Raw genomic sequence first — 13811 nt, 5'->3', positions numbered from 1 at the left:
GGCCTACAACCAGATGTTCAGCAGGCGGGCGCCGCGGTTGCCATCGTCGGCAAAGGTCTGGCCGTTGCTGTTGATGAAACTCTGGCCACTGCTGCGTTGGTCCCAGAACTGGCCGCGCAGGAACACGCTGACCCCGGCGCTGGCCAGGCTGCTGGGTGCACGCGCAGTCAGTGTCAGGCGATGCCAGGCCTCCCCCTCGCTGACTTCCTCGGGCTTGAGGCTGACTTCGCTGGGGGGGGCGATGCTCTTGTATCCGCGCCAGGGTTTGTCCCAGCCATCACGGCCCATGACAAAGGCCGGGACCGCCACCAGTTGGGCGTGCTGGTCATTGAGCTTGCGGTAGTTGTCGGGGTACCAGCTGTCGCTGCCGATCAGCACACCGAGGCGCCCGGCCGGGGTGTCGATAACCTCCAGCGCTTTGTCGGCATCGCCCTTCACGTAGCCGCTTTCGGCATAGGTCGGGTAGATCTGCCGCTGGGGCTGGCCCATGGGCAGGCCATCGCTGCCAAACACCAGGCTGCTGTTGTACAGGGCGCCGCTGCCGATCTGCAGGTTGCCCTGGCTGACACTGGGTTCTGGAAGAATGATGCTGCCGGCCACCAGGGTCACATGAAACTCCTTCGCCAGGCCGCCGAACAGCGACTGATAGTCCCGAGCCATCCTCTTGGCCTTCATGCGCAGGTACGCATCGTCCAGGCGGCTGTCACCCCTGGCGGTGATCAGCGCCTTGAGAAACGGCAGCGGGTTGCTCACCGCCAGCCAGTTCATTGCCTCCTTCAGAGAGGTGGCCTGATACAGCTCATTCTTTTCACCACTGACCATCAGCCAGGTGCCGACATGCTCGGGCAGCACGACGATGGTCTTGTCATTGACCAGGCCCTTGTCACGGGCTTGCTGCATGTAGGCCGCAAGCTTGCGATGCAGGCGCTCGATGCTCTGGTAGTCGGTGGGGAACAGCTCGGGCTGGATTGCCAGCAGGTTGCCGTGGTCGGCAGGCACACCCTGGTCCACCGCGAGCTGGATACGCAGGTCCGACAGGTAGTGCGCCCCTGGACGATCACGGGTCCAGATGGCGTAGCTGGTGATGGCGGCAAGCAGGGCCAGGGTGAGGGTGATGTAGAGAAGTTTGCGCATGGGAAAACAGTCAGCGGCCGTGTGCTGGATCGTGACATTTCTCGGAAATTTGGACCAAAGGTACAGGAAAACAGTGTGTTAGAGCGGTTTTTTGCATGAAATGGGTCATTTTTCGTGGCGTCTCGGGCTTTTCCCTGGGCTGCGCCTGCGATGTCGCCTCAGGGGGGAGAGGGCTGGCAGGTTGCTGCGGTCCTGCGTCGAGCGAGTCAGGTTTAGTGCAGTTGCCCCTACTTTCGTCGAAGTTTGAGGTTTTGCACGTTGATGGGTTGTTCGACAATGAAGCAATCTTGAAAGTTCTTCAGGACTTACCCAAAGAGGCTCAGTAGTGGCGAACTAATAGTTCCAAAGTGGACTGCTGGGTCATTCATAACAGTTGTTAAAAAAACCAGCGGTCCAGGGGGCCACTTATCAGTTGTAGCCGCCGTTTCGGCCCAATTGGTTGTTTTGCTATCGAAGTATGTCTTTCTATTGAAGTTCGCCTCCACTCATTTTCTTCAAAGGATGAAGTGATGAACTCCATAGAAAAGGAACTTGATTGCGGTCGTTCCGTAACTGACCAGCAAAAGATCGAAGAAGTCACCCGCCAAATTACCGAGCATGGTAACGAACTACGCAGACGCTATCCTGTCCTGAACTATCAGAACGCCCTGGGTGCAAGTGCCATGGCTGTTTCGGTGACAGCTATGGTGGTGACTGGTGTGTTGTATGTGAAGGGCATCATGCCCGCGTGGTTGTGCATCTTGGTAAACGCGCTGTCGACCTCGATCATTCATGAACTTGAACATGACCTGATTCACCGTCTGTATTTCCGGAAACAGCCTCTGGCCCATAACTTCATGATGCTGCTGTGCTGGCTGACGCGCCCGGGAATGCCCAGCCCCTGGCTCAGGCGCGGCCTGCACTTTCATCATCACAAGGAATCCGGAACCGCCACCGATGTCGAGGCCTGGATCACCACCAGCGGCAACCCCTGGGGCATTCTCAGGCTGCTGAAGCTGATGGATGGCTTCCTGTTCGGCTTTGTGAATGCGGTCTGCGCACCGGGCTGGCGGCAGAAAATGAAACTGCTGGCCAGGATCATTCGCCTCAATACCCCTTTCGGGCTCCTGTACTGGGGCAGCTGGTATGTGTTCCTGGGTTATCACTTGTCTACCTGGCTGGGCGGCCTGGCAGGAGTGCCGCCACCAAGTTCGCCGTTAGTGCTGCAAGTGATGAACGTGATTGATTGTGTAGTGGTCATTGTTGTTGCGCCGAATATGATTCGACAGTTCTGCCTGTATTTCATCAGTTCCAATATGCATTATTATGGTGACGTTGCGCCACGCAATGCTCTACAGCAAACCCAAGTAATGAACCATTGGCTGTTGTGGCCGTTCCAGTTGTTCTGTTTCAACTTTGGCAGTACTCACAGTATTCACCATTTTGTCGTGAAAGATCCTTTTTATCTTCGACAGATGACGGCGCCCTATGCCCATGAAGTCATGGGGAAGGCCGGAGTTCGTTTCAATGACTTCGGTACCTACAAGCGGGCAAATCGTTTCAAGTTGGATACGGTCCAGTTTCAGTCCAGAGGCTGAAGATCTTTTGCACCTCTATTGCTCTTGTTATCACAGGTTTGCATTGCCGTTGACGAATGCAACCGGCCTCTTGGTTTCGGTTTTTAACTCATGCTGACCCTGGCCGACTCTCGCCAGGGCGGCATGACGATGGATGGGAGTTTTGAGAATGGAAGCGCAAGGAACATGTGCGAAGGGTTTCGAAGCCGTGCTGCACGCCTTCGAGGCAATGTTCGATGATCCCCAGGAGCGCGGCGCCGGGCTCTGTGTGCAGGTCGGCGGCCAGACCGTGGTCGACCTGTGGGCCGGCGTGGCGGACCTGGAGGGCAACAAGCCGTGGCACCACGGCACCCTGGCCAATACCTTCTGCACCATCAAGCCCTTGGCCGCAGTGGCTGCCCTGATGCTGGTGGAGGAGGGCAAGCTGGAGCTCGACGCGCCGGTGGCCCGCTACTGGCCCGAGTTTGCCCAGGGCGGCAAGGGGCGGGTCACCGTGCGCCAGGTCATGACCCACACCTCCGGCATACCGGCGCTGCGCGGGCCCAATCACAACGCCATGATGTATGACTGGGAGCACATGGTTGAGATCCTGGCTGCCGAGCCATTGTGGTGGCAGCCAGGAACCGGGTTGGGGTATGCCACCACTATCTTTGGCTGGGTCATCGGTGAGTTGATTCGCCGGGTCGACGGTCGAGAGCCTTGCACCTTCATCCACGAGCGGATCACCCGGCCCCATGACCTGGAGGTTTACCTGGGGGTCGAGGAACAGGATTTTGAGCGTATCGCGCATTTCGATGCCGCCGAGGGGCGGGTGGGCGACTACTACTCGGAGGACCTGCGCAAGGTGATCATTGCCGAGCCGGAGCATGTCGCGACCCTGGCCTTTACCAACCCGGGCATGGTCCCCCGGCGCACCTGCGACCCCCGCTGGTGGGCCTATCGGCAGCCGGGGGTCAACGGCCACAGCACCGCCCATGGCCTGGCCGGCTTTTACAGCGCATTGCTGGGGGGCCGCCTGATCGGGCCCGACCTGTTGAGTGAGTTCACCCGTGAGCACAGCAATGACATGGATCGCATCTGGCGACGCCCCATGCGCTATGGCCTGGGCTGCATGATGGAGCAACCGGCCGATCCGGCTGCCTCCCTCGGCATGGGGCCCGAGACTTTCGGTCATATCGGCCTGGGCGGCCCGATCAGTTTTGCCGACCCCGAACGCGAGGTGAGCTTCGGCTTTGTCACCTCCACCTCGGGCCGGCACACCATGATCGATCCCCGCCCGCAGCGACTGGCCGCGCTGGCCTACGCGGCACTTTAAGTGGAAGGGGGGGATGGTAAAAGGGTGTGCGTTCTGATCATTAAGTTGTCAGTTACGGTCATTGAGTGTCCGATGTTCTGCTCTTAGTCTGTGCAGCACTACTGATGGAAGCCGCAGAGCTTCCGCATTTTTCCGTGATTGCCCGATCTGGAGTGACACCATGGCTGGAGCACCTTACCCGCATTTGCTGGCCCCCCTCGACCTGGGTTTCACCACCCTGCGCAACCGCACCCTGATGGGGTCGATGCACACCGGTCTGGAAGAAAAGCCCGGCGGCTTCGAGCGCATGGCGGCGTACTTTGCCGAGCGTGCCCGGGGCGGCGTGGGCCTGATGGTCACCGGCGGCATCGGCCCCAACGATGAGGGCGGGGTGTATTCCGGCGCCGCCAAGCTGACCACCGAAGAAGAGGCACTCAAGCACCAGATCGTGACCCGTGCGGTGCACGAGGCCGGCGGCAAGATCTGCATGCAGATCCTTCATGCCGGGCGTTATGCCTACAGCCCCAAGCAGGTGGCTCCCAGCGCCATCCAGGCACCGATCAACCCGTTCAAGCCAAAGGAGCTGGACGAGGAAGGCATCGAGAAGCAGATCCGCGATTTCGTCACCTGCTCGACCCTGGCCCAGAAGGCCGAGTACGACGGTGTCGAGATCATGGGCTCGGAAGGTTATTTCATTAACCAGTTCCTGGCCGCCCACACCAACCACCGCACCGATCGTTGGGGCGGCAGCTATGAAAACCGCATGCGCCTGCCGGTGGAAATCGTCCGTCGGGTACGTGAGGCGGTGGGCCCGAACTTCATCATCATCTTCCGCCTGTCGATGCTCGACCTGGTGGAAGGCGGCAGCACCTGGGAAGAGATCGTGCAACTGGCCCAGGCCATCGAGCAGGCCGGCGCCACCCTGATCAACACCGGGATCGGCTGGCACGAAGCGCGGATCCCCACCATCGCCACCAAGGTGCCGCGTGCCGCATTCAGCAAGGTGACGGCCAAGCTGCGCGGTTCGGTGAGCATTCCGCTGATCACCACCAACCGCATCAATACCCCGGAAGTCGCCGAGCAGATCCTCGCCGAGGGCGATGCCGACATGGTCTCCATGGCGCGGCCATTCCTGGCCGACCCGGACTTCGTCAACAAGGCCGCCGAAGGCCGCGCCGACGAAATCAATACCTGCATCGGCTGCAACCAGGCGTGCCTGGACCACACGTTCGGCGGCAAGCTCACCAGTTGCCTGGTCAACCCGCGCGCCTGCCACGAGACCGAGCTGAACTACCTGCCGGTCAAGCAGATCAAGAAGATCGCCGTGGTCGGTGCCGGCCCGGCGGGCCTGTCCGCCGCTACCGTGGCCGCCGAGCGTGGGCATCAGGTGACCCTGTTCGATTCCGCCAGCGAGATCGGCGGCCAGTTCAACATCGCCAAGCGAGTGCCGGGCAAGGAAGAGTTCTTCGAGACCCTGCGCTACTTCAAGCGCAAGTTGCAGACCAGCCATGTCGAGCTGTGCCTCAACACCCGCGTCGATGTGCAGCAACTGGTGGCCGGCGGCTTTGACGAAATCATTCTGGCCACCGGCATTGCCCCTCGCGTGCCGGCGATTCCCGGGGTGGAGCACGCCAAGGTCCTCAGTTACCTGGACGTGCTGCTGGAGCGCAAGCCGGTGGGCAAGAGCGTGGCGGTGATCGGTGCCGGCGGCATCGGCTTCGATGTTTCCGAATTCCTCGTGCACCAGGGTGTGGCCACCAGCCAGGATCGCCAGGCGTTCTGGAAGGAATGGGGCATCGACACCCAGCTCCAGGCCCGTGGCGGCGTGGCCGGGATCAAGCCCGAGCCCCATGCACCAGCGCGGCAGGTGTTCCTCTTGCAGCGCAAGAAGACCAAGGTCGGCGACGGCCTGGGCAAGACCACCGGCTGGATCCATCGCACCGGTCTGAAGAACAAGCAGGTGCAGATGCTCAACAGCGTCGAGTACCTGAAGATCGACGATGCCGGCTTGCATATCCGTATCGGTGAGGCCGGCGAACCCCAGGTGCTGCCGGTGGACAACATCGTCATCTGTGCCGGCCAGGATCCGCTGCGTGAACTGCAGGACGGCCTGGTGGCGGCAGGGCAGAACGTGCACCTGATCGGTGGTGCCGATGTGGCCGCCGAACTGGACGCCAAGCGCGCCATCAACCAGGGTTCGCGTCTGGCGGCCGAGCTGTAACGGCCTGCCGTCCTGTAGCCGCTGCCGTAGGCCGGGCACGAGGCCGCAGGACTCGCCCAGCGGGCAATCGCGCTGCAACCAGCGAGCGCGGTTGCCTGTCTTGCGGGTTCTGCGAACCCGTTCGCAGCCTGCGGCAGCGGCTACAAGGATGAGCCTGGGCCTGGAGCTGATAGACTGCGCAGCTTCTTCCCCGAACCCCCGCTGCCGATGTCCTTCCCCGAATCCTTCGACTGGTTACCCCACGCCCCGCTGCAACGGCTGGAGCTGGACTGGCTGTCGCGGGCCGGGGTCGAGGTGGCGGTGCTGCGCCTGGACCTGATCGACCCGCTGATCAGCGGCAACAAGTGGTTCAAGCTGACCGAACACCTGGCGGCGGCACGCACCGCCGGTGCCCACGGCATCATCAGCCTGGGGGGCGCCCATTCCAATCATCTGCATGCGCTGGCCGCTGCTGGCCGGCGTTTTGCCTTTCCCACCGTGGGTCTGTTGCGTGGCCATCCACAAGACACACCGACGGTGCTCGACCTGCAAGCCTTCGGCATGCACCTGCACTGGCTGGGCTATGGCGGTTATCGCGCGCGCCACGAGGCGGGTTTCTGGACGCCCTGGCAGGCCCGGTACCCGGAGTTGTACCCGGTGCCCGAAGGTGGCGGTGGCCTGGCCGGCGCAGCGGGCTGCATGCCCCTGCGCGATCAGGTGCGGCGGCAGTTGCCGAGCCTGGGCTGGAGCGACTACCACGGCTGGTGGCTGGCCGCCGGCACGGGCACTACCCTGGCCGGGCTGGTGCTGGCGGAGGCCGGAGCGCATCCGGTCTACGGCGCCCTGGCGGTTCCCGAGGATCACGGGGTGGCGCAGCAGGTCGAGGGGATCTTGCAAGAGGCCGGGCAGGGCTGCGGCGGTTATCAGCTGCTGGACAGCAGCCGCGGCGGTTTTGCCAAGGTCGATGAAGTGTTAAGCGGGTTTATCCGGCTCACAGAACAACAATGCGCTCTACCGCTTGAACCCTTGTACACCGGCAAGGCCCTGCTGGCGTTGCAGGAACAGGTCCAGGCCGGGCGTTTCTCCCCGGGTTGTCGGTTGATCTTTGTGCATACCGGCGGCCTGCAGGGCCGCCGCGGGCTGTTGGCTCAGGCCTGACCGCGCTTGCGCCACATGCGTTGCAGAGTGTTGTCGCGCATCACGTAGTGGTGGTAGAGCCCGGCCAGGGCGTGCAGCCCGATCAGCCAGTAGCCGACCGTACCCAGCAGTTCGTGCCAGCCCTGGAGCTGCTTGGCCAGTGGCTTGTTCTCGGCCAGCAGCAGCGGCAGGTCGAGGCCGTAGAACATCACCTGATGGCCCTTGGCGCTGGTGGTCAGCCAGCCGAGGATCGGCATGGCGATCATGAACAGGTACAGCGCCCAGTGCATCAGGGTCGACAGCAGCCGTTGCCAGTGGGGCGGGGTGGGCAGGATCTTCGGCGCTACGCCCTGGGCGCGAGCGAACAGGCGCAGCCAGACCAGCGCAAACACTGTGAGGCCGAGCATGAAGTGGGCTTCGACAATCAGCGTGCGACCACCGCTGCCTTTGGGGAAGATGCCGCGAAATTCGATACAGGCGTAAACCACGGCCAGTAGCACCAGCATCAACCAGTGCAGGGCGATCGTCATGGTGCTGTAGCGAGACTCAGTGTTTTTCCAGGGCATACGGGACATCCTCGGTCATCAGGTCTGAAGCCTCCGTTCTTGAGCGACGGAGTGCTTTAACTGTAATCCGCTTTATGCCGGTCTGCCTGGAGCTGTAGCGGCTTTTATCGCCCCCCTGTGCAGCGCCGGGGCGGTGGGCGGGTATGAAAAAAACGGCGGCCCCGAAGGCACCGCCGTTTTTTAATATTGCCCCGTGCCTGAATCAGTTGCCCTGGGGCATTTCCCCCCGGGCCAGGCGCTGGTTGATGTCGGCGATCACCTGGGGCAGGTCGGCGATGGTGTCGATCAGGTAGTGCGGGCGCGAAGCCTCGAACAGCTTGTGGATGCGCTTGCGCTCGCTGGCCAGGGTGTCGCTGGCCAGGGCCCGGTAGCCTTCGTAGGTCAGGCCCAGGGCATTGCCCGAGCAGGTCAGCGCCACGGTCCACATGCCGGCGCGGCGGCCTTCGAGAATGCCCGGTACGGTGTCGTCGATCTTCACGCAGGCGGCCACGTCGTCGATGCCCAGGGCGATCACGTTGGCCAGGGCCTGGGCTGGCCATGGGCGGCCGTTGGGCACTTCGTCGGTGGCCACCACGTGGTCGGCGGTGTAGCCGTTGGTGGCGGCCAGGGCTACCACCTTGTCCATCACCTGCTTGGGGTAGCCGGAGCAGGAGCCGATCTTGATCCCCTGTCCACGCAGCTTGGCGATCACCTCCAGGGCGCCGGGGATCAGCGCCGAGTGCTCGGCGATCTTCTCGATCTGCAACGGCATGAAGCGTTCGTAGATGGCGGTCACATCGGCGTCAGTCGGGGTGCGGCCGAAGACCTTGCGATAGCGCTCGGCCACCTCCGGCAGGTCGCACAAGGTGCGGATGTGGTCCCACTTGCCCATGCCCATGGGGCCGCGGGCTTCTTCGATGGACACCTGCACATCGAACTCGGCGAAGGCTTCGACAAAGATCTGGGTCGGGGCAAAGGAGCCGAAGTCGACCACGGTGCCGGCCCAGTCGAGGATCGCCGCTTGCAGCTGAGAAGGGTTGCTGTAGTTCATGGTTTCGATGCCTGTGTAGGAGCGAGCTTGCTCGCAAAAAAGGTTCGGTATCGCGTCGCCTGATTCGCGAGCAAGCTCGCTCCTACAGGCTCGGTGGGGAGTCAGATATCGAGGACTTCCATCTCTTGCAGCACCTCGGCGATGGCGGCGACGGCAGCCTGCATGCCGCGGCGGTCGACATGGCCGATGCAGCCCACGCGGAAGGTTTCGACCTGAGTCAGCTTGCCCGGGTAGAGGATGAAACCCTTGGCCTTGACCCGCTCGTAGAAATCCTTGAACTGGTAGCGGGGATCTTTCGGGGCGTGGAAGGTGACGATGATCGGTGCCTGGATCGCTTCCGGCAGAAAACTGCGCAGGCCCAGTTCGCCCATGCCATCGAGCAGTGTCTGGCAGTTGTCGGCGTAGCGGGCGTGGCGCGCCGGCAGGCCACCTTCCTCGGCGTATTGCAGCAGGGCTTCGTGCAGCGCGGCGACCACGTGCGTCGGCGGGGTGAAGCGCCACTGGCCGGTCTTGGCCATGTAGCTGTGCTGGTCGTGCAGGTCCATGGCCAGGGAATGGGCATTGCCGCCGGCCTGGGCCAGGGAGGCCTTGGCAGCGAAGACAAAGCCCATGCCGGGCACGCCTTCCAGGCATTTGCCTGAGGCGGCGATCAGCGCATCGAAGGGGATTTCCCGGGCATCGATGGGTAGCGCGCCGAAGGAACTCATGGCGTCGATGATCAGGCGCTTGCCATGGCTGGCCACCACCTGGGCGATTTCCGGCAGCGGGTTGAGGATGCCGGTGCTGGTTTCGCAGTGGATCAGCGCCACGTGGCTGATGCTGCTGTCGGCCTGGAGCAGGCGCTCGACATCCGCGGCCGTGGTGGGCTGGTCCTCGGCGGTTTCGAAGGTGCTGAAATCCCGGCCGAGCACTTCGCAGATCTTCGCCAGGCGCTTGCCGTAGGCACCGTTGATCAGCACCAGGACCTTGCCGTCGCGGGGCACCAGGGTGCCGATGGCCGCTTCCACGGCGAAGGTGCCACTGCCTTGCAGGGGCACGCAGTGATGGCTGTCGGCGCCCTGGATGATGGCCAGCAGCTGTTGGCACAGGCTGGCGGTCAGCTGGTTGAAGCGGTCATCCCACGAACCCCAGTCCACCAGCATTGCCTGGCGGGTGCGGGCGGAGGTGGTCAGGGGGCCGGGGGTAAGCAGGATTGGCTCGGCGATGCTCATGCTGTGTCCTCGAAAAGGTGGGGATGACGCTACGGGGACTAAATTGCAGTTTGCCTTGTCATCAATCAAATTGTTTGTTGTTATGCCAGCCATCAGTGAGGCCGATAGCTATGAACCTGTTTCAACTCCGCGCATTCGACGCCGTGGCCCGGGAAGGCAGCTTTACCCGGGCCGCCGGGCGGCTGTTCATCAGCCAGCCGGCGGTCACCGGGCATATCAAGGCCCTGGAAGAGCATTACCAGATCACCTTGCTGCGGCGCACTGCGCGCCGGGTGGAACTGACCGAGGAGGGCATCAAGCTGGCGGCCATTACCCGGGCCATGTTCGGCCTGGCGGAAGAGGCCCAGGCCATGCTCGAGGCCAACCGGCAATTGCTCACCGGGCGCCTGGAAGTGGCAGCGGACGGCCCCCATCTGGTCATGCCGATGCTGGCCAGCCTGCGGGCGCGCTACCCGGGGGTGACGGTCAACCTGCGCCTGGGCAATGCCCAGGAAACCCTGGCGGCGCTGTTGTCCGAGCATGCCGACGTGGCGGTGCTGACCGAGGTCGAGCCGCGCAAGGGCCTGCATCTGCAAAGCCTGGGCGAGTCGCGGATCTGTGCCCTGGTGCCCGATGGGCACCCTTGGCTGGAACTGGCCGAGGGCGTCGCCATCGAGCAGTTGGACCAGGTGATCATGGTGCTGCGCGAACCGGGTTCGATCACCCGCCGGACGTTCGATGAGGCCTGTGGGCTGGCCCAGGTCCAGCCCCGGGTGCTGCTGGAGCTGGACAGCCGCGAAGCGGTGACCGAGGCGGTGGCGGCGCACCTGGGGGTGGGCATTGTCAGTTCGGTGGAGGTTGGCCACGACCCGCGGGTGCGCACGGTGCCGATCCGCGGTGCGGGGCTGGTCAACCGGCACATGATCGGCTGCGTGGAGCGGCGCCGGGACCTGCGCCTGATCCAGGCGTTTTTCGCCCTGGCTCCAGCCTGAGCCCACCTCCACTCTTGTAGGAGCTGGCTTGCCGGCGAAGAGGCCCGAAAGATCGCCTTCGCCGGCAAGCCAGGCTCCTGCGGTAGCGGTGTCTGGGGGATCGCTTTCGCCGGCAAGCCGGCTCCTATGGTAGTGGTGCCTGGAGATCACCTTCGCCGGCAAGCCGGTTCCTACAGGGCGGTGGGGGAGGCCAGGCTTTCGCGTACCAGGTCGAGGAAGGTGGCGACGATCCGTCGTGAACTCTGTTCGCGCAGGCACACCAGGGTTTCGGTCAGGCGCCGCTGGCAGTCGACGATCGGCAGGGCGCAGACCCGGGCGTCGGCGCCGAACTCTGCCGCCGAGACCACCCCCACGCCAATGCCCACCACCACCGCTTCGCGCGCGGCTTCGCGACCTTCCACCTGGATGGTCGGGCGGATGCGCAGGCCGGCGCGGTTCATTTCCTCTTCCAGGGTCTGGCGGGTTACCGAGCCGACCTCCCGCAGCACCAGGGGCGTGTCGTCCAGGTCGGCGAGGCAGATGGACTGGCGGCCGGCCCAGGGGTGGTGACGGGAGACGAACGCCACCATCGGGTCGTTGCGCAGGGTCAGAGACAGCAGGCGCTCGTCGTCCACGGCCCGCCCCAGCAGAGCCAGGTCGGCCTGGTAATTGAACAGGCGCAGCAGCGATTCATCGGTGTTGCCGGTTTCGATCTTCACATTGATCCCGGGGTACAGCTCGCAGAATCGAGCGATCTGCGGCAGCACATGCACCGGGGCATCCACCGCCAGTACCAGGCTGCCGGTCTGCAAGGCCCGGGACTCCTGCAGCAGCTCCTTGGCTTCGGCTTCCACCACGAACAGGCGCTGGGTGATGGCCAGCAGGCGCTCGCCCAGGTCGGTCAGGCGCACCGAGCGCTTGTTGCGATGAAACAACAGCACCCCGAAGCGCTCTTCGAGCTTGCGCACCTGGTCGGAAATCGCCGGCTGCGTCAGGTACAGGCGTTCGGCCGCCCGGGTGAAGCTGCCGTGCACCGCCACGGCGTGGAAGGCTTTCAATTGGGCGTGGGAAACCGACATGGGCCAAACCTCTTACAAGCTGAGCTTATATTTGAAATACGATAAATCGATTTCATTTATTAGTCAGTAATTGCTTCCATCCCTGCAAGCCCAGTGACCGGTCGGTCGACCGGCACCGGGCCCTGAGGCCTGTGCGTGCAGCTTCGGTCCCCGAAACGGGCCGGCAACAGGACTCATCTGACCAGCAGCGCCCGCCGCGAGGGCCCTGCTGCAGTGCTCAAGAATAAAAAAACACAGGCGTTTGCTTCGCATCCTGCCGGCACACTCACCCTGAGGTCAGAACCACAATGAACAAGCAGATCGGCACCATCAAACGTTGGCGCGTGCAGATTTTCGCCATCACCTGGATCGCCTACGCGGCGTTCTACTTCACCCGCAAAGCCTTTTCCGTCGCCAAGCTCGGGATCGCCGACGATCCCGACTTCACCCTCGACAAGATGGCCATGGCCAACCTCGACGCCATCTACCTGGCGGCCTACGCCGTGGGGCAGTTCACCTGGGGCATCTTCGCCGACCGCTTCGGCCCGCGGGTGGTGGTGCTGGGCGGCTTGCTGATTTCCGCCGCTGCGGCGCTGGTGATGGGCAGCTTCGCCACCTTGCCGGTGTTCGCCACCTGCATGCTGGTCCAGGGGCTGGCGCAGTCCACGGGCTGGTCGGGGCTGTGCAAGAACATCGGCAGTTTCTTTCCCGCCGGGCAGCGCGGCAGGGTGCTGGGGCTGTGGAGTTCCTGCTACGCCTTCGGCGGCCTGGTGGCCTCGCCCTTTGCCGGCTGGTGGGCCTATACGCTGATCGGCACCTGGCACGCGGCGTTCATTTCCAGTGCGGTGGTGGTGGGCCTGACCGCGGTGCTGTTCTTCATCTTCCAGCGCAATACCCCGGAGGACGTGGGCCTGCCGGCCGTGGAGCCATTGCCCCCGCAGAGCGCCGAAGAAGACGCCGCCGAACGGCGCATGAGCGTCTGGGAACCGCTGCGCGAGATCCTGCGCAACCGCACGGTGCTGATCCTCGGGCTGTCGTACTTCCTGCTCAAGCCGGCGCGCTACGCGATCCTGCTGTGGGGGCCGGTGATCGTCTACGAACAGATGCCGTCGGTGGGCAAGGTGGGGGCGGCGATCGTGCCCACCAGCTTCGAGCTGGCCGGGCTGCTGGGGCCGGTGATGATCGGCCTGGCCTCGGACAAGCTGTTCGGCGCCCGGCGCATGCCGGCCTGTGTCATCAGCCTGCTGGCGCTGACCCTGTCCCTGGCGCTGTTCATGGGCGCTCTGCATACCGGCAGCGTCGTGCTGGTGATGGCCCTGCTGTTTTTCATGGGCCTGACCCTGTACGGGCCGGACTCGATGATCTGTGGCGCTGCAGCCATCGACTTCGGCTCGGCCAAGGCCGGGGCCACCGCGGCCGGTTTCGTCAATGGCTGCGGCTCGGTGGGCGCGGTGCTGGGTGGCCTGCTGCCGGGTTACTTCGACACGGTCACGGTGTTCATCGTGTTTGCCGCCTGCGCCCTGGTCTCGGCCCTGGTGCTGGTGCCGTACTGGAACAGCCGGCCCCAAGGGCTCGAGCCGGTGCGCGCACTCGTTCCCAATGGACCTTTGCTGATCAAACCGCTGCGTACCTGACTTTCGGGCCTCTTCGCCGGCAAACCGGCTCCTACGAAGGC

General features: G+C 63.6%; 11 protein-coding genes. 6 read left to right on the top strand and 5 right to left on the bottom strand.

The window, feature by feature from the left end:
• Positions 1-3 precede the first annotated feature (3 nt).
• Positions 4-1134 (bottom strand): carbon-nitrogen hydrolase family protein, encoded by a 1131-nt coding sequence (locus AC1RMG_RS20860; RefSeq protein ID WP_493170138.1) that lies wholly within the window; start codon positions 1132-1134, stop codon positions 4-6.
• A gap of 509 nt (positions 1135-1643) precedes the next feature.
• On the opposite strand from AC1RMG_RS20860, the gene AC1RMG_RS20855 reads away from it, so the two are divergent.
• The 4 genes from AC1RMG_RS20855 to AC1RMG_RS20840 all read left to right on the top strand — a co-directional run bounded on the left by AC1RMG_RS20855 (position 1644) and on the right by AC1RMG_RS20840 (position 7342).
• Positions 1644-2711: a fatty acid desaturase gene (locus tag AC1RMG_RS20855; protein ID WP_493170136.1), complete on the top strand. Its 1068-nt coding sequence runs from the start codon at positions 1644-1646 to the stop codon at positions 2709-2711.
• Positions 2712-2859: 148 nt separating this feature from the next.
• On the top strand, positions 2860-4005 hold the full coding sequence (locus tag AC1RMG_RS20850; RefSeq protein ID WP_493170134.1) for a serine hydrolase domain-containing protein: 1146 nt from the start codon (positions 2860-2862) through the stop codon (positions 4003-4005).
• 160 nt (positions 4006-4165) lie between these two features.
• Positions 4166-6205 carry an NADPH-dependent 2,4-dienoyl-CoA reductase gene (locus AC1RMG_RS20845; protein WP_011062256.1) on the top strand — a complete coding sequence of 680 codons (2040 nt, stop codon included), beginning with the start codon at positions 4166-4168 and terminating at the stop codon, positions 6203-6205.
• Between the two features lie 207 nt (positions 6206-6412).
• Positions 6413-7342, top strand: a complete 930-nt coding sequence (locus AC1RMG_RS20840; RefSeq protein WP_493170131.1) for a 1-aminocyclopropane-1-carboxylate deaminase/D-cysteine desulfhydrase — start codon at positions 6413-6415, stop codon at positions 7340-7342.
• On the opposite strand, the gene AC1RMG_RS20835 is transcribed toward AC1RMG_RS20840, so the two are convergent.
• The 3 genes from AC1RMG_RS20835 to AC1RMG_RS20825 all read right to left on the bottom strand — a co-directional run bounded on the left by AC1RMG_RS20835 (position 7333) and on the right by AC1RMG_RS20825 (position 10128).
• Positions 7333-7887, bottom strand: coding sequence for a cytochrome b (locus tag AC1RMG_RS20835; protein ID WP_011062254.1), 555 nt, complete (start codon positions 7885-7887; stop codon positions 7333-7335). The two genes, AC1RMG_RS20840 and AC1RMG_RS20835, sit on opposite strands and share 10 nt — an antisense overlap.
• A gap of 202 nt (positions 7888-8089) precedes the next feature.
• Positions 8090-8917, bottom strand: a complete 828-nt coding sequence (gene phnX, locus AC1RMG_RS20830; RefSeq protein WP_015636337.1) for a phosphonoacetaldehyde hydrolase — start codon at positions 8915-8917, stop codon at positions 8090-8092.
• Positions 8918-9018: 101 nt separating this feature from the next.
• Positions 9019-10128 (bottom strand): 2-aminoethylphosphonate--pyruvate transaminase, encoded by a 1110-nt coding sequence (locus AC1RMG_RS20825; protein ID WP_011062252.1) that lies wholly within the window; start codon positions 10126-10128, stop codon positions 9019-9021.
• 110 nt (positions 10129-10238) lie between these two features.
• On the opposite strand from AC1RMG_RS20825, the gene AC1RMG_RS20820 reads away from it, so the two are divergent.
• Positions 10239-11099, top strand: coding sequence for a LysR substrate-binding domain-containing protein (locus AC1RMG_RS20820; RefSeq protein ID WP_011062251.1), 861 nt, complete (start codon positions 10239-10241; stop codon positions 11097-11099).
• 170 nt (positions 11100-11269) lie between these two features.
• Here the strand turns inward: AC1RMG_RS20820 and AC1RMG_RS20815 are convergent, their stop codons facing one another.
• Complete coding sequence (locus tag AC1RMG_RS20815) at positions 11270-12157, bottom strand: LysR substrate-binding domain-containing protein (RefSeq protein WP_011062250.1); 888 nt, start codon at positions 12155-12157, stop codon at positions 11270-11272.
• 287 nt (positions 12158-12444) lie between these two features.
• Between AC1RMG_RS20815 and AC1RMG_RS20810 the strand changes: the two genes are divergently transcribed.
• On the top strand, positions 12445-13770 hold the full coding sequence (locus AC1RMG_RS20810; protein ID WP_019095130.1) for an MFS transporter: 1326 nt from the start codon (positions 12445-12447) through the stop codon (positions 13768-13770).
• Positions 13771-13811 lie beyond the last annotated feature (41 nt).

It is taken from the genome of Pseudomonas sp. GW822-FHT04H02 (genome assembly GCF_058800645.1).
The sequence above is the reverse complement of the archived record's forward strand: the minus strand, read 5'-3'. Positions and strand labels throughout refer to the sequence as shown.